This window comes from Pseudomonas sp. GM17 (assembly GCF_000282175.2).
Classification (GTDB): domain Bacteria; phylum Pseudomonadota; class Gammaproteobacteria; order Pseudomonadales; family Pseudomonadaceae; genus Aquipseudomonas; species Aquipseudomonas chlororaphis.
Genome location: NZ_CP124732.1, coordinates 943,703 through 966,357, shown reverse-complemented (window position 1 = coordinate 966,357; position 22,655 = coordinate 943,703). Strand labels below are relative to the sequence as shown.

23 protein-coding genes and 1 tRNA gene are annotated in these 22,655 nt (G+C 64.9%); 4 read left to right on the top strand and 20 right to left on the bottom strand.

Annotated elements, in window-relative coordinates; all coding sequences use genetic code 11:
* Positions 1-7: 7 nt before the first annotated feature.
* The 3 genes from PMI20_RS04315 to PMI20_RS04305 all read right to left on the bottom strand — a co-directional run bounded on the left by PMI20_RS04315 (position 8) and on the right by PMI20_RS04305 (position 1,688).
* Positions 8-235 (bottom strand): RebB family R body protein, encoded by a 228-nt coding sequence (locus PMI20_RS04315; protein WP_007930328.1) that lies wholly within the window; start codon positions 233-235, stop codon positions 8-10.
* A gap of 119 nt (positions 236-354) precedes the next feature.
* Positions 355-885: an RNA polymerase sigma factor gene (locus PMI20_RS04310; RefSeq protein ID WP_007930325.1), complete on the bottom strand. Its 531-nt coding sequence runs from the start codon at positions 883-885 to the stop codon at positions 355-357.
* An 89-nt stretch (positions 886-974) separates the two neighbouring features.
* Entirely contained in the window at positions 975-1,688 is a 714-nt protein-coding gene (locus PMI20_RS04305; RefSeq protein ID WP_007930323.1) for a Crp/Fnr family transcriptional regulator, read from the bottom strand.
* Between the two features lie 232 nt (positions 1,689-1,920).
* Between PMI20_RS04305 and PMI20_RS04300 the strand changes: the two genes are divergently transcribed.
* Positions 1,921-1,997: transfer RNA gene (locus tag PMI20_RS04300), tRNA-Arg, on the top strand.
* Between the two features lie 107 nt (positions 1,998-2,104).
* On the opposite strand, the gene PMI20_RS04295 is transcribed toward PMI20_RS04300, so the two are convergent.
* Positions 2,105-2,362, bottom strand: a complete 258-nt coding sequence (locus PMI20_RS04295) for a hypothetical protein (RefSeq protein ID WP_007930320.1) — start codon at positions 2,360-2,362, stop codon at positions 2,105-2,107.
* A 462-nt stretch (positions 2,363-2,824) separates the two neighbouring features.
* On the opposite strand from PMI20_RS04295, the gene PMI20_RS04290 reads away from it, so the two are divergent.
* Positions 2,825-3,376: a hypothetical protein gene (locus PMI20_RS04290; RefSeq protein WP_007930318.1), complete on the top strand. Its 552-nt coding sequence runs from the start codon at positions 2,825-2,827 to the stop codon at positions 3,374-3,376.
* A 12-nt stretch (positions 3,377-3,388) separates the two neighbouring features.
* Here PMI20_RS04290 and PMI20_RS04285 read toward each other — a convergent pair whose 3' ends face one another.
* The 16 genes from PMI20_RS04285 to PMI20_RS04210 form a co-directional block, all read right to left on the bottom strand.
* The gene (locus tag PMI20_RS04285) at positions 3,389-3,580 is read right to left on the bottom strand and encodes a hypothetical protein (protein WP_007930316.1); all 192 of its coding nucleotides are present in this window, start codon (positions 3,578-3,580) and stop codon (positions 3,389-3,391) included.
* Positions 3,581-3,662: 82 nt separating this feature from the next.
* On the bottom strand, positions 3,663-4,397 hold the full coding sequence (locus tag PMI20_RS04280; protein ID WP_007930314.1) for a hypothetical protein: 735 nt from the start codon (positions 4,395-4,397) through the stop codon (positions 3,663-3,665).
* On the bottom strand, positions 4,394-4,975 hold the full coding sequence (locus PMI20_RS04275) for an RNA polymerase sigma factor (RefSeq protein WP_007930313.1): 582 nt from the start codon (positions 4,973-4,975) through the stop codon (positions 4,394-4,396). The genes PMI20_RS04280 and PMI20_RS04275 overlap by 4 nt, the downstream gene beginning before the upstream one ends.
* Positions 4,976-5,012: 37 nt before the next feature.
* Positions 5,013-6,764, bottom strand: coding sequence for a vWA domain-containing protein (locus PMI20_RS04270; protein WP_007930311.1), 1,752 nt, complete (start codon positions 6,762-6,764; stop codon positions 5,013-5,015).
* Positions 6,765-6,852: 88 nt separating this feature from the next.
* Positions 6,853-7,413, bottom strand: a complete 561-nt coding sequence (locus PMI20_RS04265) for a YbhB/YbcL family Raf kinase inhibitor-like protein (protein WP_007930309.1) — start codon at positions 7,411-7,413, stop codon at positions 6,853-6,855.
* Between the two features lie 233 nt (positions 7,414-7,646).
* Positions 7,647-8,123 carry a poly-beta-1,6-N-acetyl-D-glucosamine biosynthesis protein PgaD gene (gene pgaD / locus PMI20_RS04260; RefSeq protein ID WP_007930308.1) on the bottom strand — a complete coding sequence of 159 codons (477 nt, stop codon included), beginning with the start codon at positions 8,121-8,123 and terminating at the stop codon, positions 7,647-7,649.
* On the bottom strand, positions 8,123-9,472 hold the full coding sequence (pgaC, locus tag PMI20_RS04255) for a poly-beta-1,6-N-acetyl-D-glucosamine synthase (protein WP_007930306.1): 1,350 nt from the start codon (positions 9,470-9,472) through the stop codon (positions 8,123-8,125). Before pgaC ends, pgaD begins: the two co-directional genes overlap by 1 nt.
* A 3-nt stretch (positions 9,473-9,475) precedes the next feature.
* Complete coding sequence (pgaB, locus tag PMI20_RS04250; protein ID WP_007930304.1) at positions 9,476-11,473, bottom strand: poly-beta-1,6-N-acetyl-D-glucosamine N-deacetylase PgaB; 1,998 nt, start codon at positions 11,471-11,473, stop codon at positions 9,476-9,478.
* A 12-nt stretch (positions 11,474-11,485) separates the two neighbouring features.
* Positions 11,486-13,963: a poly-beta-1,6 N-acetyl-D-glucosamine export porin PgaA gene (gene pgaA, locus PMI20_RS04245; RefSeq protein ID WP_007930303.1), complete on the bottom strand. Its 2,478-nt coding sequence runs from the start codon at positions 13,961-13,963 to the stop codon at positions 11,486-11,488.
* 315 nt (positions 13,964-14,278) lie between these two features.
* On the bottom strand, positions 14,279-15,787 hold the full coding sequence (locus PMI20_RS04240; protein WP_007930302.1) for a YdgA family protein: 1,509 nt from the start codon (positions 15,785-15,787) through the stop codon (positions 14,279-14,281).
* 311 nt (positions 15,788-16,098) lie between these two features.
* Positions 16,099-16,743 carry an NADH:ubiquinone oxidoreductase subunit N gene (locus PMI20_RS04235; RefSeq protein WP_037004411.1) on the bottom strand — a complete coding sequence of 215 codons (645 nt, stop codon included), beginning with the start codon at positions 16,741-16,743 and terminating at the stop codon, positions 16,099-16,101.
* Between the two features lie 92 nt (positions 16,744-16,835).
* On the bottom strand, positions 16,836-18,287 hold the full coding sequence (locus tag PMI20_RS04230; RefSeq protein WP_007932083.1) for an efflux transporter outer membrane subunit: 1,452 nt from the start codon (positions 18,285-18,287) through the stop codon (positions 16,836-16,838).
* Complete coding sequence (locus tag PMI20_RS04225) at positions 18,284-19,180, bottom strand: efflux RND transporter periplasmic adaptor subunit (RefSeq protein WP_007932081.1); 897 nt, start codon at positions 19,178-19,180, stop codon at positions 18,284-18,286. Before PMI20_RS04225 ends, PMI20_RS04230 begins: the two co-directional genes overlap by 4 nt.
* Positions 19,177-19,386, bottom strand: coding sequence for a DUF1656 domain-containing protein (locus tag PMI20_RS04220; RefSeq protein ID WP_007932080.1), 210 nt, complete (start codon positions 19,384-19,386; stop codon positions 19,177-19,179). The genes PMI20_RS04225 and PMI20_RS04220 overlap by 4 nt, the downstream gene beginning before the upstream one ends.
* A complete protein-coding gene (locus PMI20_RS04215; RefSeq protein ID WP_007932078.1) occupies positions 19,383-21,467 on the bottom strand; it encodes an FUSC family protein in 2,085 nt (694 codons plus the stop codon). Before PMI20_RS04215 ends, PMI20_RS04220 begins: the two co-directional genes overlap by 4 nt.
* Positions 21,464-21,892 carry a MarR family winged helix-turn-helix transcriptional regulator gene (locus PMI20_RS04210; protein WP_007932075.1) on the bottom strand — a complete coding sequence of 143 codons (429 nt, stop codon included), beginning with the start codon at positions 21,890-21,892 and terminating at the stop codon, positions 21,464-21,466. The genes PMI20_RS04215 and PMI20_RS04210 overlap by 4 nt, the downstream gene beginning before the upstream one ends.
* Before the next feature lie 199 nt (positions 21,893-22,091).
* On the opposite strand from PMI20_RS04210, the gene PMI20_RS04205 reads away from it, so the two are divergent.
* Both PMI20_RS04205 and PMI20_RS04200 read left to right on the top strand, forming a co-directional pair.
* Entirely contained in the window at positions 22,092-22,370 is a 279-nt protein-coding gene (locus tag PMI20_RS04205; RefSeq protein WP_007932073.1) for a hypothetical protein, read from the top strand.
* Positions 22,367-22,651, top strand: coding sequence for a type II toxin-antitoxin system RelE/ParE family toxin (locus tag PMI20_RS04200; RefSeq protein WP_007932071.1), 285 nt, complete (start codon positions 22,367-22,369; stop codon positions 22,649-22,651). Before PMI20_RS04205 ends, PMI20_RS04200 begins: the two co-directional genes overlap by 4 nt.
* Positions 22,652-22,655: the final 4 nt, after the last annotated feature.

Here is a 22,655-nt window from a genome sequence, read left to right as displayed (position 1 = left end):
CCAGGCGTCAAGGCTTCTCGCCGATCTGCATGATCAGCGAGACAGCCTTGGAGATCACCGCGTTGGAGATCTGATTCAACGCCTGCTGGCTGTTGACCGCGTTCTGCAGGGACAGCCCCGCCGAATGGCTGGCCACCTGGTACAGCGAGGCAATGGCCTGGGCCGGCGCCTCGGCCACCACCTTAACGTTGGTTTGGGTTACCGCGTCGGTAATCTGGCTGTTGACCTCTGGCATACATCTCTCCTTGATGGAAGGCGCCAGCGCAGGCGCGCTGGCGGTGAACTCGTCGACGGTTTCAGGTGCTCATGACACAAGAACGCCATGCATCCGCGGCTGTGAACGCAAAAGCGCTGTCAACGCAGCGCCGCCCGCAGCAACTGCACGCGCTTGCGCGCCAGGGGCTGGGCGATCCCCAACTCAGCGGCGATCTGCGGATACGGCAGTTCTTCGACAAAACGCATTTCGAACAGCCGCCGTTGGGGCAACGGCAACTGCTCCACGCGGCGGCCCAACTGCATCAGCCGCTCGAACTGTTCGGTGTGCTCGAACACCGATACGCAGGGCGCGGCGAGCAGGGCCTGGTGATCGTGGGCAAGGTCGATCGAGCGGTCGAACAACTGCTCTTCGCGCTTGCTAGTGCGCAGGCTGTCGAGAAACACGTGGTCCAGCACCAGGAACAGAAAGCCCTGCGGCTCTCGTATGCGTTCGGGGGAACGCCTGAAGAACAGCAGGGCTTTGATCGCCGTATTGGATATCCACTCCTGGGCCAGGGCCAGGTTGCCCCTGGCTCGCCGATTGGCCCGGCGCATCAGCTCGGGGTACACCGCCTGCCAGCTCGCTTCGAACAACTGGTCGGCCACTGCCACTTCACGAAAAGATCCCATCGTCAGCACTCCCTGTGCATTCCTTGATGAGCCGACAGTCTGTGATCGCGCAGCAGGCGTTCGCTGTTACCTGGGGAACAGTTGGCAAATTAATTGAGCGGACAGGCCTTGCGCCGTAGATGCTCGACATCGTTGATCACCAGCTGGCCGCTCTGGCAACTGATCACCCCCGAGCGCCGCCACAGCTGCAACTGGACATTCAGCTTCGGCCGGCTGGTATTGAGCATGGAAGCCAGGATGCCCTGGTTGCGGGGAACCGACGCGCAGGTCGCGGGGGCCAGCTCGAAGTCATCGATATTGGCTAGCAGAAACCGCGCCAGACGCGACTCCAGGCGATGCAGGCAGACCAGCTCGAGCAACTCGAGGATCTTCATCAGGCGCGTCATCAGCAGCATCAGGACCCGCTGCCAGAACAGCGGCTCCTCGTACAACACCCTGAAATGCCGCGGCCCCAACAGCAGCACCCGGGTCGGGCCGCAGGCGAAGGCCGAGTTTTCCCGGGCGTGGCCCTCGATCAGCGCCGACTCGCCCACCACCTGGCCGACACCGGCGCTGCCGACAATCTGCTCGCGCCCGTCGGGGCCATGAATCACCGAATACACCTGGCCCTCGACAACCAGCGCGATGAAGTCCAGCGCCTCGCTCTTGAGGTAGAGCACCTCCCGGTCACTCAAGGTGCGCTCCACCGCATGGGTGGCGACATAACGAATCAGATTGTCCGGCAGCCCCCTGAACAGATCGGAGCGTGCCAGCAGGGTTTGACGCAACGAGAGATCGAGCATTACCACGCCTTTTGAATGCATGTGTTCGCCTTGACTGGCAGGAAATCGCTGTGCAGACACAGCGGGTTAGAGCGCTTGAAGCCATAGAGCAAAGCAAACAAAGGGACGTCCGAGGGGAGGACTTGTGAATGGAGCGAGGGGGCTTGCGGGTATCGCGAAGGACAAGATAAACAACGAGGCGACGACCAATCATCACGCGAAAAAAAACCGCATGGACGCCCCAAGCCGACATGGGTATGATGTCGCCCGCACTGCACTCGTAGCTCAGCTGGATAGAGTACTGCCCTCCGAAGGCAGGGGTCGTGGGTTCGAATCCCGCCGAGTGCGCCAGCTAGAAACGCAAAAGCCCCAGGTCGCATGGCCTGGGGCTTTTTCGTTTCTGGCATTTGAGTGGGTCAAAGAACCTTGGGCAGTTTGTCGATATCGGCGCGCCTAAACTAATCAACCCCTCGCCGCGCAACCTCCAATAAATCCACCCCCTCCCTGAGCAGCAGATAAGCCGCGTGGGTCAGCCGATAAAGATCAGCATCCTCGATGCCCTTGATCGTCACCGAAGTGAGGCTTTCCAGAAGATCTGTCCCGGCCTTGATCCGCTGATGAGCACAATCCAGCACATGCGCTACCGGCTCATCACTATCGATCAGCAGAACAGGACAATCAGGAAAATTGGTTTGCAGCGGTATGTACTTCGACATGACATGTCATCCCTAACTTGGTTAAGAAGACTGCCGATCTCGTCGCCAAACGAGTGGGTGGCAGCCGTACGCGGGTTGGCGAACCGGTAAGTTAGTAAACCCGGCAGACCCGAAGGTCTCCCGCGCACAGCCGCCATTGATCGCCATCACCCGTACAGAAATGCACGCGCAAGGAGTCGATGACACGACTGCGCCTAACTTTAAACGGATCGCCAAATCCGGTCGCTGATTTTTCAGCGACAGGGGGAACTATAGGGATGGAGGTTTGGGAGGAACAAGGCGGATTGGCTGCATTCGTTGTGAGGTATTTCGCTTCTTGCTGAAGCCTTTTCACTCCGAAAGCCCTTTAGGTGTCTCCAATCTTTTTTGCGATGATGCCTCCCCTGATGCCATTCACGCGCCCGGCCCACTGCCGAGCGCATACACAGCGTTTCTCGCCAGACTCATGGAAGACCCCACACGATGAATATCTCGAACCTTTCCGGCAACACCGCGCCCTCTCACCAGGCACGTTACTACTACGGGCCCAACTACAAGAAAATGACCCTGGCGGGCCTGGTCTTCGGTGGGTTTTCGCTGTTCGCGGTGTTCGGCACACCCAGCGAGAACAACAGCGTGATCCGGCTGATAGAGGCCCTGGGGCTCAATGGGCATCTGGTCATGCAACTGCTCGGCGTCCTGGGCGTGGCCATGACCGTCGCCGCCGCGGGGGCGCTGATCTTCCTGCGCGGTGCCGGCAATCGTTATGTGGTGCTGACGGACAAGAAGCTGGTCGCCCCGGTCAGCAATTTCAGTTCGAAGATCCGCGAGATTCGCCTGATCAATATCTCGGACGTCGAACTGGTGGAAGTCTTCAACCAGCGCTTCATCCGCGTCCAGCACAGCGACGGCAAGATGGAACTGGTGGAGAACATGTTCAAGAACCAGGAACTGTTCTACGACTGCTACAAGGCGATTGCCCTGGCCATCGAGGCCAAGGGCCAGAACGTGAAGCGCGCGCCCGCCCGCAAGTAACCGCGCCGGGTTTCAGTCTGGCGTCTGCCGCTGCGGCGCCGCTTCATCCTGATCCGCGGCAGGTTGGGCCTGTTGCGGGTCTTCATCTTCTTCACCGGCCTCGAGCAGAAAGTCCTTGCGACTCTCCTTGATGGCCTGGCGGATATCCGCGCCCTTGGTCGGGCAATTCAGCAGTGCAGCGATACGGTCGATGCGTGGCGCCATGGCCAGCCTCTCACTTTCAGGAAACTGGCTCGATAGTGCGCGTTTTCGTGGTGCCAGGCCATTACTTGCGCGCGTTTTGCCCTCAGGGTTGCTGCAAGGCCTCCAGGCGCTCGGCAATTTCCTCGTCGGGGAAGCGCTGCTTCAGGGCGATGATGTACTGGTCGGCGACCTTGTCCTGGCCGGTCTTGCGCAGCCGCAATACCTCGCGCAGGGCGTCGTCGAGGATCGACGCCGGCGCCTCGCGCTCGTCCTGCTCCTTGCCCTGCTCCTTACCCGGGAATGACGCCAGGTGCCCCAGAGACTCATAAGGCTTGGCGGTGAAGGCTTGCGTGTCATGGATCAGCGGCAGGCCCGCCCCGGGTGCCGCGGGAGCAGGTGCCGACAAGGCGCCGGCGGCCGCCTCCGGCGTCGCAGCCAGTTCGAAGCGGTTCGACTCCTCCATGGTTGATTCCGCAGGGGCAGCGTCGGCGGGCGCGGACTCGGCCTGGCGCCGTGCAAGCTGCGGGGCAGCGGCCTTTGCCACGGGTGCCGGCGCGGGAGCGAATGCCTGGCTCGGTGCCGGTTCTGGAGAGCGCTGCAACACGCCCAGCAGCAGGGTCACGCCGAACAGACCGGCGAACGCCACTTGCCAGCGCGGCTGGCGGCACAGATCGAACCAGCGTTGCCACAGGGACGGCCGGGGCGCCGGGGCTTCGCGGCGGGCCGTGGCCATGATCAGGGCGTCGAGGCTGGCCGGCGGCTCGCCATGGCTGTGCTGGCGAATGTGCTCGAGCATGCGCTCTTCTTCGGTAGGGGGAAGCTGTCGGGCGTCAGTCATGTCAGTACCTCCTCGGCCAGGAGCCGACGCAATTTTTTCAGCGCATAACGGAAACGGCTTTTTACCGTTTCCAGCGGCGTATCGGTAAGGCTGGCGATCTGCGGCAATTCCAGTTCGCCATGGGCGCGCAACAGGAATACCTCACGCTGATCGGCGGGCAGATCCTGCAAGGCGGCGTCGATGCGTTGCCGTTCACGGCTCAGGCTCAGGTGTTGTTCCGGGCCGCTGGCGTCATCGGCCAGGTCATGCAGTTGCTCGTCGTAACTGTCGTGCAGCGGGTTGCGCATGCCGTGCTTGCGCCAGTGGTCGATCAGGCGGTTGCGGGCGATCTGGTACAGCCAGGTACGAAAGCTGGCCCGGCCCTGTGGCGCGCTGCTGGTGCGGATCAGGCTGAGCCAGGTGTCCTGATAGACCTCGTCGGCCAGCTCGGCCTTGTCGCACAGGCTCAGCAGGAACCGGTACAACCCCTGGCGATGCCGCTGGTAGAGGACCTCGAAGGCGGCGCTGTCGCCCGCGCGATAACGCGCCAGCAGCGTTTCGTCGCTGCTGGCGGGCTCTGGTCGATTCGCCGCAGGCATAGTCGTACTGAACTCCTTCTGGTGGCTCGTCATGACGTTACTCACGGCGGCTCAACGCCTCCCCGGAACGGCCCGGCTGATTCGCCGGAGCGGCAGTCTGCAGGCTCTGCGCCAGTTCCACCAGTTGCACGAACTCGCCGCGCAGGCCGAAACGGTCTTCGCCCTTGGCCCCGCGGGCCAGGGCAACGGTGTCCTTGAGGCCGAAGTCGCCAGTGTAACGAGCGTCCTTGAGCTGCTGGGCGAACGCCGCCACGGCTGCGGCAAATCTTAGATCATCGCTGGCCTGGACGAGTTTGCCGTGCTGTTGCGACGCCAGGATCGGCCGCTCGATCAGCCGGCTGCTGCCGCCTTGCGGCGCCTGGTAGCGCACCCGCAGCATGGCCAGTTCGTCGTCCTTGATGTTCGATTCCGACGACGCCTGGGCCTGGCCATAACGCAGCGGCTCCAGCCAGCCCTGCTGGCCCTTGGGCACGATTTCATACAGCGCGGTGACCGTATGCCCAGCGCCGATCTCGCCGGCATCGACCTTGTCGTTGTTGAAGTCCTCGCGTTTCAGCGCGCGGTTCTCATAACCCAGCAGGCGGTATTCGCTGACCTGGGCCGGGTTGAATTCCACCTGCAGCTTCACGTCCTTGGCTACCACCGCCAGGGTCGAGCCGAGCTGGTCCACCAGGACCTTGCGCGCCTCGCGCAGGTTGTCGATGTAGGCATAGTTGCCATCGCCGGCGTCGGCCAGTTGCTCCATCAGGTGCTCGTTGTAGTTGTCCACGCCAAAGCCGAGGGTGGTCAGCGACACGCCGCTTTTACGCTGCTCGACAGCCATCTGCTTGAGGCGGTCGAAGTCGCTGATGCCGACGTTGAAGTCGCCATCGGTGGCCAGCAGGATGCGGTTGATGCCGTTCTTGATGAAGCCTTGCCGGGCCATCTGGTACGCCAGCTGGATGCCCGAGGCGCCGGCGGTGGAGCCGCCCGCCGTCAGTTGCTCGATGGCGTTGCGGATCTTCGCCTTGTCGCGCCCGGAAGTGGGCTCCAGCACCACCCGCGATTCACCGGCATACACCACCAGCGACACCCGGTCCTGTTCGCGCAACTGGTCCACCAGCAGCTTGAGGGTGCTTTGCACCAGCGGCAGGCCCTCGCGGCGATCCATGGAGCCGGACACATCCACCAGGAACACCAGGTTGGCCGGCGCCAGTTCGGCGACGGTGCGATCCGAAGCCTTGATGCCGATGCGCAGCAGGCGGGTGTGGGGGTTCCAGGGCGACGGCGCGCTCTCGGTGGTCACGCCAAACGGCGAGCCGTCCCCGGGCAGGGCGTAATCGTAGGGGAAGTAATTGACCAGTTCTTCCAGGCGCACCGCGCCTTGCGGCGGCAGGCTGCCCTGGTTGAGCAGGCGCCGGACATTGGCGTAGGCACCGGTATCGACATCGACGCTGAAGGTCGAGACCGGAGCTTGCGCCACGCTGTGGATCGGGTTGTCCGGCAGGTTCTGGTACTGCTCCCGCGGTTCGGCGCGATAGCCGGCGGGCAGCGATTCGCGCGTCATCATCGAGGCTTGCATGGGTGCCGGGGCGAGCGCCTTGGCGTTGTTGTATCCGGCCAGGATCACATCGGCGCGCGGGGCCTCGCTCGACGAGGGCGCGGCGACCTGCGGTGCCAGCGTTTCCTGGACGGGCAAGGCAGCGCCCCGGGTCTCAGGCGAGGACGGGCCGCAACCGGCCATGGTCAACAGCAACCCGGCGGCGCACCCCTGAACGGCGGGGCGAAGGAAATACGGAGGAAGGAACATGGGGGCTGACCTCGGGGAAATTGATCCATTCCCCCCTTCAGACGAAGCCCCTTGGCGATTCGGGTTAGGCCCCCGGAAAAAAATCTGCTTAGCGCAGATAGCGCCGCACCACGCTGCTGTTGCGCAGCACGTGGCCGTTGATCTTTTCCAGCAGCTGGGCGCGGGTCAGGCCGGCCGGCAAGGCGTCGGGCGCCAGCTCCAGGGCGTAGATCTGGATGATGTAGTGATGCGCGCTGTCGCCCACCGGCGGGCAAGGACCGACGTAGCCGGTGGTGCCTTTGCTGTTGGTGCCGCCCAGCCCTTCCAGGGTGCCCTTGGCCCCCGCGCCCGCGGCGATCTGCCGGGTCGTGGGCTTGATCCCGTAATGCACCCAGTGGTCGATACCCTGGCCTTTGGCGCCGTCCGGGTCGTGCATCACGATGGCGTAGCTGCGGGTGCCTTCCGGGCCGGCGGTCCAGGCCAGGGCCGGCGACAGGTTATGCCCGCCGCAGCCCTTGGCATCGCTGGCGCTGGCCGGGGTGAACAGGCGGTTGTCCGAGACACCGGGCACATTCAGGGTGAAACGCTCCTGGGCCTGGGCCGGCAACTGCAGGCACAGCAGGACGGCGCCAGCGGCCAGCCAGGTATTGAGAGAGGCAAAACGGGACATACGCGAGCACCTTCTGCGAATGGGTTTATCGGAGCCTGGAAACAGGAGCCTGGAGACTATAGCTGCGCGGCGCAGCGTTGCGCTTGAGCAATATTGGCGCTGATTGAGCTTGAGCCGCAGCCGCTTGTAAACGAAAAAACCCCGGTTTTTTTTCAGCTCCGGGGCTTTTTTCGACGACCGCCGGGATTTTTACCCGGCCGCCCTGATCCCGCGACCTTCAACCAGCAGCCGAATCAGCGCTCCACGGAATCCGCCAGCAACGGCGGATGCGGCTGGCGCTCGGGGTTCAGGCGCAAGAAGCCGGTGGTGACAAGGCTGATGCCGCCCTCCTCGTCGTTGTGCACCGTCATGGTCCCGGGCTGGCGCATGCGCGCAAAATTGGCGGCGCTGAGCTTGAAGCTTTCGCTCAGGCGCTGGTCGTCCAGCGCCGGCGACGGCAGGCGGCGCCGGGCAAAACTTTTGCTCTTGCGCTGCTGATAACGCGCCCAGAGGATCAGCACGGCGGCGTTGAGCAGGGCCACCCACAGGTAGGTCTGCAAGGTGCCCAGCGCTTCCAGCACGCCGACCTCGATACGCGGGCCGTCGTGGGTGTCGATCAGCGGCCACAGGCCGCGTACCAGCAGGTACAGCAGGCCGATCCAGGCCAGCACGGTGAACGCCGCATCGACGATCACCAGCAATGGGCGTTGACGGGTTCTGATGATTTTCATCAGCGAGCCTCCTCTTCATCATCTGTCGGCTTGATGCCACGGTCGGGGCTGACCCAGCGCGCACGCTTGCGGTGTTGGCTGAACAGCACCTTGGGGAAACTGACAAGCGTGGTGAACAGGCTGACGAGCCAGAACACCAGGGGGTACCAGACCACCCAGAACATGGTCTTGCCCAAACCCTTTTCATACCGGCGATCGATCAGGATGCTGACCGCGAACTGCAGCAGGCAGACCATCGCCAGCACCAGCCCGGTGAAGGCCGGCGGCATCAGGCGGTCGACGGCGATGGCCTCGGGCATGACGATGAAATGGCCGACGCCCCAGAAGATCACCGACAGCAGGAAGGTGAAGGCCCAGCCGGTGGACAGGCAGTATTCGAACAGCAGCGGCCACAGGTAGCGGTGGCGCCATTGCCAGATCCCGCGGATGTTCTTGAACAGCACCTCGGCGCCACCCTGGGCCCAGCGCAGGCGCTGCTTCCACAGGCCGCGCAGGGTTTCCGGCATGAGGATCCAGCACAGCGCCCGCGGCTCGTAGAAAATGCTCCAGTGATCGAGCTGCAGCTTCCAGCTGATGTCGATGTCTTCGGTGATCATGTCCGGGCTCCAGTAGCCGACCCGGTGCAGGGCCGAGCGGCGGAAGGCGACAATCACCCCGGAGACCGTGAAGATCCGCCCGAACACCCGCTGGGTACGCTTGATCAGACCGATGATCGAGGAGAACTCGCCCACCTGGACCCGGCCCACCAAAGTCGAGCGGGTGCGAATCCGCGGATTGCCGGTCACCGCGCCCAGGCGCGAATTCTCCAGCAGCGGCGCCACCAGATAGGCCGCGGTGTTCGGCGCCAGCAGCGCATCGCCGTCGATGCACACCAGGTACTCGCTGCGCGCCGCCACGGCGCCCATGCGCAAGGCCACAGCCTTGCCCTGGTTTTGTGCCAGGTGCACCACTCGCAGCCGCGGATCTTCCAGCGCCAGGGCGTCCAGCACTTGGGCAGTGTTGTCCTTGGAGCCGTCGTTGATCGCGATGACCTCGATATTCGGATAGTGCTGGGCCAGCGCCGCGTGGATGGTGTCGGCCGCGTTGTCGCCCTCGTTGTAGCAAGGGATCAGGATGCTGATCAGCGGCTCGCCCTTCAGCGGCGGCGGCAGGGTGTCGTCCTTCCAGGGCCAGTGGCGTTCCCAGTGCAGCCAGAAGTACAGGCCGCCGGCGATCCACAGGCCGGACATGAACAGCGGGTAGAAGAACACGAAGTCCATCAGGAACTGGCCGGTCACCAGGAAGATCAGGCCCAGCGGCACACCGAGGACAATCGCCAGAACGAGCAGGGCTAGCAGTCGATCCAACATGATTTAAGGGTTCCACTTGGTGGAGAGCGCGGGACGGATGGTCTTCAGGTCCGGCGAGTTCTCGAGAAAGTTATCCGGGTAGTAGCCGAAGCTGGTCGCGCCCTGGCGCTTGAGCCGGCCCATCCAGTCGGCCATCTGCGCGGCGTCGATATCGCTCGCCGGCTTTTGCGCCCAGTCCCGGGCCTGCAGTTCGAAGACGGTACGGTTGAGCGCGCCGGGGCGTGCCTTGACCGTGGCCACCAGTTGCTCCAGCCAGGCGCCGGAAGCCTTGCGCGGCTGGCCCTCCATCAACGGCATGGCCATCGGCGCGGTCCAGTCGTAATTGGCGAGGAAGTCGTCGAGGTTCTGGGCGAACCAGGCTTCGCTCTGCGGGTTGAGCATCGGCTCGGCGAACAGGTTGCGCGCGGTCAGTACCTGCGGCCCGCGGATCGCCTTGACCTTGGCGGTCAGCTCATGGGTGAAGTCGATCAGGTAGCGGCTCTTGAAGCGGGTCCAGCGCTGCAGGGTCGCCGGATCGGCGCGCAAGGCGGCGATCGAACCGGGCAGGCCGTTGGCAGCGTAGGTGCGCAGGGCTGCGGGGCTGGCGTCTTCGAAATCGGAGAGCACCGCGTCGTCGTGGTAGAGGATGCCGTCCACCGAGGTCAGGCGCGCCACGTCTTCGTAGATCTCACCGATGATGCGCCGCACCTTCGGATCGAACGGCGACAGGCGCCGGTACTGGTCGGGGTCGACCGCGACCTGGCCGGTTTCCGGGTCCCAGCGGGTCACGCGCGGCAGGCTCGGGTCGAGGGCGAAACTCAGCACCGGCATCCAGGCGAACACCTTGACGTTGGCCCGGGTGCGCAGTTGCCAGGCGACCCGGTCGAAGATATCGGCGCGCACCGGCAGGTGGCGGTTGGCGAAGTACAGCGAGTGCACCAGGCCATCGCCCTTGGGGTCGGCGAAGGCTTGCAGGAACACGGTGTTGACGCCCAGGTCGGCCATGCGCTGGACCAGCTTGCCGAGGTTGATTTCCTGCTGCTGCGGGTCCGGGTCGTAGACGTTGTCCAGGTCGACATGGGCCACGCGCATCGGGTTGCTGGCCTCGACGCCGACGATGCTGTTGGAGAAGTGGATGCCGTCCGGGTCCGAGGACACCAGGAAGCGCGGGCTGCTCATCAGGTTGTCGAGGGCATCGAGGCCGTCGTCGAGGGTCAGGGCCATGTCGTAGCCCTCCTCGCCCACCACCCGCAGCGCGGTGCCGTCGGCGGCGCCATAAGGCCAGACCCAGACCCGTGGGCTGTAGCCGGTGGCGGCGCGGATTTTTTTCGAGATCGCCGCCACGTCGCTGCGCAGGCGCGCCTCGAATTCGGCTTCGCTTTCATAGCGCCCGGTGCTGGCGTCATAGCGCCGGGTGGCGGCGGCCGGTTGCAGGTTGCCCTGGGGGTTGGCCAGCACGCCCTTGTGGTTGGCATCGGTGTGGGCGGCGATTTCCACCAGGCCGGAACGGGAGATCTCGCGGACCTGCTCCCAGGTCAGGAAGTCCGAGCGCTGGCGCGGGGTGCCGGCAAAATCCACCGGCTGGTTCAGCGGGGTATCGACCCACGCCCCCACCGGCGCCAGCAGGGCATGCCAGTTGTAGCTGCGCAGCACCGGCAGCACGCGGGTGTAGAAGCTCGCGTAACCGTCGTCGAAGCTCAGCAGCACGGCCTTGGCCGGCAGCTCGGGGCCGCCTTTGCGCGCCGCCATGATCTGGTCCACGGTGACCGGCTGGTAGCCGTTCTCGCGCAGCCAGGCCAGCTGTTCGATCAGGCGCTCGGTGCGCACGGCCACCACCGCCTGGTCGGGGTCGCGGTCTTCGACGTCGTGGTAGGCAATGCCCAGCACGTGGTTTTTCGGCCACGGGGTTTCGCTGGCGGGCACCGGGCGCTGCGCCGGCGCCAGGAAATCCGCGGCGGGCTGGGCGCAGGCGCTGAGAATCAGGGCTCCCAGCAGGAGGATGCAACGGGTCATCGGAGGCATCTTCGGACTCTTCTAGAAGCGGTAGGTAAGGTCGAGAAGCAGGCGCAGGTCGGTTTCCCGGTCGCCGTCGTAAGGCCGGTTGAGCACGCTCAGGGCAGCCCCGGCTTCGAACACGTCGTTCCAGGTCACGCGCTGGCCATAGCTGAGCAGGCCGATCGCCCCGGTGGAGTAATCGCGCTGGCTGTAGGTACCGGCGCCCACCTGGAACTGCTGGCTCCAGGAGGTTTCGTAGCGGTGATAGAGCACGTGGTTGATGTTCACCGTCGGCAGCACCGTGAAGTCCGACCTAGGGTTGAAGTAGGGCGTGTCTTCCTTGGTATTGCGGCTGGCGCCGACCTCCAGGCCCAGGTCGACTTGCACGTGGGGCGTGGCATAGACGCCCTCGCGACCGGTGAGCACAGCTTCGAGACGGTTGTTGCCATCGCTGAAATGCGAGGGGCTCAGGGCCAGCCGCCATTCCCGGCTCTCGTTGGCCCGCCAGCGCACGAAGCCGCTGCCGCCATTGGCGTAGATGTTGCTGTTGAGCGCCCGTAGCGGCGTGTTGGCCGACAGGTATTCCAGGCTGGCGCCGTACTGCCAGTGATCGTCGATGTCGCGGGCCAGGGACAGCCGCGCGCCCTGCTTGTCGTCAAAGCCGTAGGAGTGGTTGGAGACTTCCGCTTCCAGGGTCATGTCGCGGGTCCGGCGCTCCACGCCGATACGCTGCCAGCGGTGGTGCCCGGTGCCTTCCTGGAAGTCGCCGGTGGCATAGCCGAGGCCGCCGAACAGGCGCCAGTCTTCATTGATCGGCGGGCTGTAGAGCACCGTCTCGATGCCGAAATCCTTGCTCCCGGAAACCGCGCCGGCGCCGCTGTTGCCGCCGCCGTAGCTCTTGCCGCCATAGGTTTCGACCCGCAGCTCGGCCATGTCGTGCACTTGGCGCTGGCGGGCCAGGCGCTGCACCTGACGGTTGTCGGGATAACGCTGCACCACATCGTCGGTCAGGGCATCGAGCTGACGCCATTCCTGCAGGTCCTGGGCCGTGTGGCCCTGGGCAACCTCGAGGCCGACATCGCGCGGCGCCATGCTCTCGGTTTCCTTGAGCAGGCCCTCGGCGCGGCGCGGCCAGTCCCGGGCCTGGTACAGGTTGGCCTGGGCCACGCGCAGGCCGATATTGCCCGGCGCCTGGTCCACCAGGCTGGCCAGGCGCTGCTCGCTGCCCGGCAGGTCGGCGCTGTAGGTGCCGGACTGCGCGGCGAGCTGCTGGGCGTCCATCCATTCATCGTTGGGGTTGCCCATCGGCAAGCCCTTGAGCTCGACCCGCGGTTTCTGGTTCCTGGCCAGGTCGTCGGCGACCTGTTGCGCCTCCTGCGGGCGGTCGCTTTCCAGCAAGGCGTAGTACAGCGCGGTGCTGTCTTCGACGCGGTCGCTGACATCGGCATCCGGCGCCGCCAGCACCTGGCGATAGAGGTCGCTGGCGATCTCCGGCTGGCGCTGGTCCAGGTAGGCGGCCGCCACCCAACGCCGGGCGTAGGTGGGGATGGCCACGTCTTCGGCGGTCAGCGTGCGGTACTGGTCAATTACCTGGGCGGTGCGTGCCCGGGCCTTGAGCGCGCCCATGCGGTCGATGCGCCAGCGGGTCACGTCGTCCCTGGCCGCCGGGTCCGGGGTCCAGGTGGCGAGCAACTGGTCGTAATCGGCCAGGGCGCGGTCGGCGATGACATAACGCTCTTTCTCGCTGCGGGTGGCCAGCTCGGCCAGGCGCACACGCTCGGCGGCCAGGTCGCCTTGCAGACGGCGCTCGATCAGCGGATCGATCAGCCCCGGGCGCTGGCGGGCCAGGCGCAGGGCCGGTTCCGGCAGGCGGGCCCGTTGCAGGGCGAACACGTATTCGCGGGCGACTTCCGGCCGGGTGCCGGCGCGGATAAACGCCTGGTCGAACTCGAACAGCGCGTCATACGGCGAACCGGCGCGGGTCAGGGCGTAGCCCAGGGCCAGGCGGCGGGTGGCATCGTCAGGCTTGGCCGCCACCAGTTCGCGGGCACGGCGCACGGCTTCCTCAGGCTTGCCGGCGTCGGCCTGGGTCAGGGCCAGGCCCAGTTGCAGGTCGGGGTTGCGTGGGTCGCGTTCGAGGGCCAGGCGGTACACCTGGATCGCCGCGTCCCAGCGCTGCAGATTGCGGTAGGCACGGGCGGTGGCGGTCAGCGCCTGGATCGGCAGCACCCGGCCACGGGCCTGGGTTTCATAGACATTCACCACCTCGCTGTCGAGGCCGGCCCAGCTGGCGATCTGCAGGTGGTCGCTGACCAGCCCGGCGTTCAGGCGGTCGGCCGGCACCTGGCGCAAATGGCTCAGGGCTGGCGCATAACTGCCGGCGCGGGCGTCGAGAATCAGGCGGTCGTACGCCGGGTCGGCGAGGGCCAGGGTCGGCCACAGCAATTGGCTGCATAACGCCAGGCGCAGCAGCGGCCGCAAACCATAAAGGCGAACAGGATAAACAATGGGCGGCATTTTCTTCAGCATCCTTACATGGCTAGCCGGGGTCTTGTGTCCCCCCGCCTGATACGTGCCAGGAAGCCGAATCAGATGACTCGGCCAGATTGGGGCGGAGTCTTCCATGCAAGGCTGATGCGGATGCGCAAATGCAATATTTCTTCAGATTCGTTTCTGCGCGAATCCGCGAACGACGTGGCCTGTAGCCATGTTCAAGGAGGCTCTGGGGGGGGAATTTTCCCGCCAGCTACAGGCAAAAAAACGCCCGGTGACTCCGTGGTACGGAGGCCGGGCGTTTCTGGCTGAAAACCCCGTGGAGGGGTTTTGCGCGGCTTACTGGATGGTGACCGGACCCAGTTTGCTCATGACAAAACCGACGAACTGCTCAGGCGTCATTTTCTGGCCGTTGAAGTCCACTTCGTTGTTGGCATAACGCAGCTTGGAGACGATGTCGTTGCCTTCCAGCTTGGCCAGCTGGGTGCCCAGCGCCATGCCGCTGACCATGTCGGCGGCCATGCTGCCCTGGTCGGCGATCGCCTTGGCGTCGGTCACGCCGTCCAGCTGCGCCTGCACCGATGCCATGTCGGCGATCATCGGCTTGGACAGCAGCAGGTTCAGGTCCAGCTGGGTGAGCAGTTGCTTGCTCAGTTCGGCCGGCGGCAGTTCCATGGATTGCGGCTTGTTCAGGTCCACCACCAGGCTCAGGCGGCTTTCGCCATTGGTGGTCTTGAACGAGAGGTTTTCCAGGGCGATATGCGGCTGGGCGGCCAGCAACTTGTCCAGGTCAGCCTTGACCTGGGCCTGCTCGGCCTCGCTCAGGTTCAGCTCGGGCGCTGGCTCCCCGGCGGCTTCGGCCGCGGCGACGGCGTCTTCGTAGGGTTGCAGCTTGTTCTGGTAGACCTGCATCAGCGACATGCCGGAGGCGATGTCGAGGTTCTTCATGCTCCAGGTCATTTGCGCCGAACCGACGGCTTTGCCGTTGAGGGCGACTTCGCCGATCTTGTAGTCGGCACGGCCGGCCAGGTGGGCGCCCTTCTCGTCGGTGGCGCTCTTGATCTGCGAATTCTTGAAGCTGAGCACCGACTGTTTCTCGCCGAACGTGGCCTTGGTGCTGGTCAGCTCCAGGGTGTTGTCGCCGACGTAGAAGCCATAGTTGCTCTTGGTCAGGTTGCTGGCCAGGGTCAGGCCGTTGAGCTCGACCTGCACCGGCGTCTGGTCTTCGGCGACGCTGTTGAGCTTGAGGCTGTCCATGTAGCCTTCGGCCTTGACCTTCTGCGCTTGGGCGCTGGTCGAGAGGTCCAGCTTCAGGCCGGAGAACTTGAGGGTCGACTTGTCGTCCAGGGCCGTCTCCAGCGGCAGCAACTCCAGGTTGCCGCTGGCGGAACGGTCGTAACCCAGGTTGACCACGCCCTTGAGCGGGGAAACATCCTTGGTGGCGGCGAACCATTTCTCGGTCAGGGTGTTCTTTTCCAGCTCGTAGTGACTGGTGGCCATGACCGGCAGCCATTTCAGGGTCATCAGGCGCGAGAACGGCAGCGGGCCGTGTTCGATGCGGTCGACGAACACCAGCTCGACGCCCTCGGCGCTGTCGCCGAACATCTCGCCCTGGCCCTTGAGGCGGTAGCGCGCGGTGCTGCTGAACAGGTTGCGCTCCAGCGATACCAGCTCCAGGCTGGCGGTACCGTTGGAACCGACCATGGCGGCCTGGAGTTCCTTGTTGGCGTCGGCGATAGAGGTTTGCAGCACCCCTTCCAGCTTGGTCCCGGTATACCAGGCGCCGCCGGCACTGATAGCGCCCACCGCGACGACGATTCCTAACAGTACGCCTGCTGATTTATTCATTATTTGACCCGATCGATCCGATGTTGAATGTGTGGTCGTCTTCCCTGAACCCGGCACGGGTTGTGGCTCGACTGTGCGTAAAACTGCCGAAGATTAGCACCGGCCAGGCCAGGCGGCCCAACCTTTCCATGTGAAAAGTAGTGAACAGGGGAAGCTGAAGACACAGCCTGTAGCCGCTGGCGCAGCCTGCGATCGGCGGCGCAGCCGTCGCTGGGCCAGACGGTGCGTTTCTTCAGGCAGATCACGGATTCAGGGTTTGCGGTTGCTCTGCAACCGATCGCAGCCTCGCGGGCTCGGCAGCGGCTACATGGCTACGTGGCGTGTTCGGAGTATTCGACCTCCAGTGCGTCGAGCTGGTGATCGAAGCTTTTCAGGCGCGCAGTCCAGGTGTAGACCAGCACTTCGAAATCGCGGTTGATCACCGCGCCGCCCGGGGTTTCCGAACGCGGGTCGCAGAAATCCAGTTGATAGCGTTCGCGGGCCATGGCGGCGGCGACATCGGACAGTTCGCGGGCATTGTTCAGCCAGTGGCGACCGTCGGCGGCCTGTTTATCCAGTAATACGCACTGTTTTTTCAGGGCTTCGAGGCTTTTTTCCAGGGGGGTGCCGGTCAACTCGCCCATGACTTCCTGGAAGGTCCGCCCCGGCTGCCAATAACTGCCCCAGAAGTAACGGTCGAACACCGTCTCGACCCGGCGCAGGGCGACTTTGGTGTCCCAGATCGCGACCAGGGTCTTGCCCTGCTCGAGCTGCCTTTTCTTGATTTTCTGGGTCTGGAACGACGTCCAGGCCACGAAGACAATGGCGCTCACCGCAATCAGCGCGCTGGCGCTGTCGAGAAAAATCATGGCCTTGTCGATCTGGTGCGCCAGCATGACACCGTAGAAATAAGTCGCAGAAAGCAGCACCAGTGCGACGATGGCGCACCAGAAGCCGAGAGCATAAGGGTTTTTCATTATTGGAATCCCCATGACCATCACGTGCCTGACCGCTGGCCGAGCACTGGACGCAAGGTGCTCAGCCAACTGTTCAAAGCATAGCAACGGCCTCAGGGTTTGGCGGGGTTCGAGGCTTGCGTTCGTCCGCTTTCCCAGCCACCGCCCAGGGCCAGGAACAGGTCGATCTGACTCATCGCCACCTGGGTGTTGGCCGCGGCCAGCTGGGCCCGTACGTCGGTATAGGTGCGGGTCGCCTGCAGGTCGGCGAGGAACGACTCGCGGCCGGCCTGGAAGAAGCGATGGGTCTGGTCGGCGGCCTGGCGCGCCGACTGCTCGGCCTCGGCCAGGGCGTCGCGACGTTGCAACTGGGCACTGTATTGGGCCAGGCCGGTCTGGGTTTCGCGGATGGCGTTGAGCACCACCCCGTCGAAATGCGCCAGGGCGCCCTGGCTGGCGGCTTCGGCCTCATGAATACGTTCGCGGGCGCCGTTGGCCGGTACCGTCCAGCTGATCAGCGGGCCGAAGCCCCAGCGGTTGGTGGAGGGTTTGCCGAGGTTGTCGACGATGCCCACGGTGCCGACGGTCGCGCCAATGCTGATGTCCGGGTACAGCGCGCCGGTGGCGACGCCGATATCGGCGGTGGCCGCGGCCAGGCGACGTTCGGCCTGGCGCACGTCGGGGCGACGCTTGAGCAGGGTCGCGCCGTTACCCACCGGCAACAATTGCGCAATGTGCGGCAGCTCGGCGCAGCTGTCGGTGCCGGCCGGCAACTGGTTCAGCGGCTTGGCCAGGAGCATCGACAAGCGGAACAGGCCGGCCTGGCGCGCCGCTTCATAGCGCGGCAGTTCGGCGCGCAGGGACTTGAACTGGATCTGGGAACGGGTGACCTGGGTTTCGTCGCCACGCCCGGCGTCGCGCAGGCGCTGGATCAGCGCGGTGCTCTGGGCCTGCAGGTCCAGGGAGTGCTCGGCGATCTCGCGCTCTTCGTTGGCCGCGCAAACCTGGGTGTAAGCCCGCACCACGTCGGCCACCAGGGTGATGCGCGCGGTATCGGCCGCCGCCTGGGTGGCATCGGCGTTGGCCTGGGCCGCCTCGATGCCGCGCTGCAGGGTGCCGAACAGGTCGAACTGATAAGAGGTGCTGACGGACAGGTTGCCGACGTTGGCCACCGGCACTTTCTCCGGCAGCAGGAAGGCTTCGCCGGACTCCTGCAGACGCTCGACCCCGGCCTTGACCCCGCCGCTCCAGCCGCCGGCCGCCTGGGCCTCGTCGACCTGGGCGCGGGCCCGTGCCAGGTTGGCTGCCGCGACCCGCAGGTCGGTGTTGGAGGCCATGGCCTGCTGTACCAGCTGGTCCAGGCGCGGGTCCTGGTACAAGCGCCACCAGTCCGCCGGGACCGGCGCCGAGACCACCTTGTCGCTCGATCCGGCCAGTTCGCCCTGCAAATCGCCGCGATGCAGCGCCGCATCGTCCGGCAGGTGATAGTCCGGGCCGACCATTTGGCAGGCTGACAGCAGCAAAAAGCCGAGCCCGGCCGTTGCCACACGCAGGGCGCTGTTCATTGCCCCGGCTCCGACCGGATTGGCGCCTGATCGTCGATGATCGACACGGTGGCGGTGCGCCCGGCGATCATGCGGAAGTCTTCCGGCACCTCGTCGAAGGCAATGCGCACCGGAATCCGCTGGGCCAGGCGCACCCAGCTGAAGGCCGGGTTGACGTTGGGCAGCAGGTTGGAGCCGCTGCTGCGGTCGCGGTCCTCGATGCCGGCGACGATGCTTTCGACATGCCCGCGCAGCCGCGCGCGATCGCCGACCACGCGGATATCGACGCCCTGGCCGATATGAATGCCGTCAAGCTTGGTTTCCTCGAAATAACCGTCGATGTGGAAGGAGTTGCTGTCCACCACCGACAACACCGGGCGCCCGGCGGTGACGAATTCCTGGGTCCGTGGCGCGCGGTCGTTGACGTAGCCGTCCACCGGGCTGCGGATCACCGAACGGTCAAGGTTCAGCTGGGCGCTGTCCACCGCCACCTGGGCCTCGGCCAGGGCCGACTGGGCACGGGCCACGCGGGACTGGCTTTCTTCCAGTTGCTCGCGCGGCACCAGGTTGCCCAGGCCGAGGTTACGCCTGGCCTCGCGCTGGGCCTGGGCCAGGGTTTCCTGACGGTCGGCCAGGGACGCCTTGGCCTGGCGCAGGGCTAGGCTGAAACGGTCCTGGTCGATGCTGAACAACACCTGGCCGCGCTTGACCAGCTGGTTGTCACGCACCTGCACCTGCTGGATCAGCCCGGAGACGTCCGGGGCGATCTGCACGATGTCGGCGCGGATATGCCCGTCCCGGGTCCAGGGCGCGAACATGTAGTACATCACCATGCGCCAGACCACCACGACCGCGAAGCTCACCACCAGCAACGTCAGGACCACACGGCCAATGGTCAATAAAGGTTTTTTCATGTCATCAGGTATCGACTGAGTGAGTCCACGGCGCCGAGCAGCAAAGCGTACAGACCAACGTTGAACAAAGCCCGGTGCCAGACCAGGCGATAAAAATGCAGGCGCGTCAGCAGCCCGTGGACCACCAGGTACAAGCCATAGGTAAGGCCCATCAGCACCAGCAGCGTGGGCAGGAATACCCCGCTGATATCCAGGTCACCGATCATAAAGGCGCTCCATCGATGCCATGGGGCAGCGGTTCTTCAAGCTCGCCACCGCCGACGAATTCCACACCGGGCAGCAGGGCCAGGCGCAGGCCGCTGAGGGCGTGCAGCAGGTGCAAACGGGTTTCGCGGTCGTCCTGGCTGTGGGCATCCAGGGTGCGGCGGGCGCGGTCCAGGGTCATCAGCAGGCCGCTCGGTGCCGGCAGGCGTTCGCCGGCCTTGAGGCAAGCCTTGAAGTAGGCGCCGACCTCGGCCACCACCTGACGCAACAGCACCTGCGCGTTGCCCTGGGCCCGCGGCGCATAGGCCAGCAGGTCCAGCAGGTTCAGGCCGACGCGCACTTCGCGCAGGGCCCCGCCGGTGTCCTGGCCGGTCATGGCCAGCCGCGGCAGGTGCTGCATCAGGCGGTCGAGCATCTGCACCCCCAGATGGCGGTGTTCGGCCAGGTTGGCGGGCTCGGTCATGCCGACGATGTCCTGCCAGCTGAAGCGGGTCATGCGCTTGGCCGCCAGTTCCGAGCCGAACGGCCGGGCGATCAGGGTCCAGACAAAGGCGAACAGCAAGCCCATGGGCCCGGCCAGGTTGGAGTTGGCGAAGCTCAGGAAGTCGGCGTCGTAGGCGCCCTGGATGCTGATGAAGGACGAGGTGTTGACGATGGTCAGCAGCATGCCCAGGTAAAAACGCGGTTGCACCGTGAGGGTACCGACGCAGATGAACGGCACGGCGAAGGCCAGCACCAGCATCGGGAAATCGTGCAGGTTGGGCAGGATCAGGAACAGGTAGAGGCTGGCGAACAGCACCGACATCGCGGTCCAGAAGAAGAACCGGTAGATCTGCGGCGCCGGGTCGTCCATCGAGGCGAAGAAGCTGCAGGCCACCGCCGCGAGGATCACCGCGCTGCCGCCGTCGGTCCAGCCCAGGAGGATCCACAGCACCGAGGCGACGATGATCGCCAGGACAGTGGAGGCCACCGAATACAGCATCAGCCCGCGGTCGAGGAACGGCGTCAGGCGGCCCAGGCGCCAGTGGCGATAGACCGCGCGCCAGATGTCCTGGCTTTCGCATTGAATGGCGTGTTGCAGGCTGCGGCAGTCCTGCCACAAATCGATCCATTCGCCGAGGCGGTACAGGGCGTTTGAAAACAGCAGTTGGCGTCGGTCGTCGAGGGCTTCGGCGTCGGGTTGCAGCGCTTCAAGCTGGCCGCGCAGGGCCTGCCAGCGCTCGACCGAGGTGCCCTGGGCGGTGCTTTCCAGCCATTGCCCGGTCTGGGCCAGCAGCGGCGCGAACTGCTCCACCAGCTCCGGGGTGCGTCGCTCCAGGGCGTACAGCGCATCGTCCAGGGCGTCCACCACAGGCAGCAGGTGGATCATGCGCCCGCGCAGCTCCTTGGTATTGCGCACGGTCTGCGGGCGCGCGCCCTCATGGGGCAACTGGCCGATCATCAGCTCCAGGCTGTTGAAGGTGGCGACCATGGACGCACGCAAGGCGCTGACTTCTTCGGGCTGCACGTTGCGGCTGAGAAAGCGCTGGCTATAGGTGGCGGCATCGGCGAACCATTTGCCCGCCGAATCGACGAACACCGGCGCCAGCCGCCGTGGCCAGAACATACTGCCGATCACGGCCGCGCAGACGATGCCGAGGAAGATCTCCTCGGTGCGGGCCTGCGCCACGTCCCACACCCCCAGCGGGTTATCCACCACCGGCAGGGCGATCAGCGGCAGGCTGTAGCCGGCCAGCATCAGCGCGTAGCTGTTGGCGGTGCGCAGGTGCAGGGAGAGGAACAGCAGGATCCCGGTCCACAGGGCGATGATCACCACCAGCAGATAGGGGCTCTGCACGAACATCGGCACGAACAGCACCGCCGCCGAGGCGCCGAGCAAGGTGCCGATCGCACGGTACAGCGCCTTGGAACTGGTGGGCCCGACGAACGGGCTGGAGACAATGTACACCGTGGCCATCGCCCAGTACGGACGCGGCATCTGCATGAGCATGGCGATGTACAGCGCGATCATCGACGCGGCAAAGGTGCGCACGCCGTAGAACCAGTCGCGCGCCGGCGGCACGCCGGTAAAGAATCCGCTCAAGAAGGCACCGCCGGTGGCTGGGCAGCCGACTCGAAGGCGCGGATCACCTTCAGCGCCGCCTCAAGGTCCGCGAGTGTGATGCCTTCCAGCACCTCGCGACGCAGGCGCACCAGCTCGGCTTCCACCGACTGCACCAGCTCGCGGCCGGTGTCGGTCAGGCTCAGGCATTTGGCCCGGCGATCGTGGGGGTCCTCGGTACGGCAGGCGTAGCCGGCGCTGCACAGCTGGTCCAGCAGGCGCACCAGGGACGGGCTTTCCATCCCCGCCGCCTGTGCCACCGTCACCTGGCGCACGCCCTCGCCCAGGCGCCCGATCATCAGCAGGGGCACGGCGCAGGCTTCGGAGATTCCATAGTTGACCAGCGTGCTCTGGCAGATCCGCCGCCAATGTCGGGCGGCGACCACCATGCCACTGCTGATATTCATCTGGAGTGATTCGAGAGAGTCGGGCAAAAGAAGGTTCGCACACTGTTAGTTTGCTAACTATCAATGGTGCATGAGGGGGTTAAACCCAGTCAAGTTTTGAAACAATTTAGCGACCGATCGTCGCCGCGAGAAAACCTGGACCGGCTTAGGTACTGAAGATATATATACTTGGTATATACGTTTTTGCAGGAACTGTCCCATGCCCAAACATGCCGTTTTCACGATGAAACTCGAAGCCGACTTGCGCGATCAGTTTATGGCCGAGGCCGAAGCCAGCCATCGCCCCGCATCGCAGATCGTCCGAGAAATGATGCGTCAGTACGTGCAGGAACAACGGGAAGCCCGGGAGTACGAGGCCTTTCTGCAACAGAAGGTCGATACCGCACGCGCATCCATGACCGCTGGGAAAGGCATCGCCAACGATGATCTGGAAGCCACCTTCGCGGCCCGCAGGGCACAGGTAGCGCCCCGGCAATGAAAGTGATCTGGACGCCGCAAGCCGCACAGGATCGTGCAGACATATGGGATTACCTGCATGCCCTGAATCCGCAGGCGGCGCTGGACATGGACATACGCTTCAGCCCATCGGCTACGCAACTGGTGCAACATCCTCAAGCCGGGCGCCCCGGATTGATCGCCGGCACCCGCGAACTGATCCCTCATCAAAGCTACCGCCTGGTCTATCAACTCCATCAGGATGCGGTGTGGATCCTGGCGCTGGTGCATACCGCGCGCCAGTGGCCTCCAACCGAAGCCTGATGCC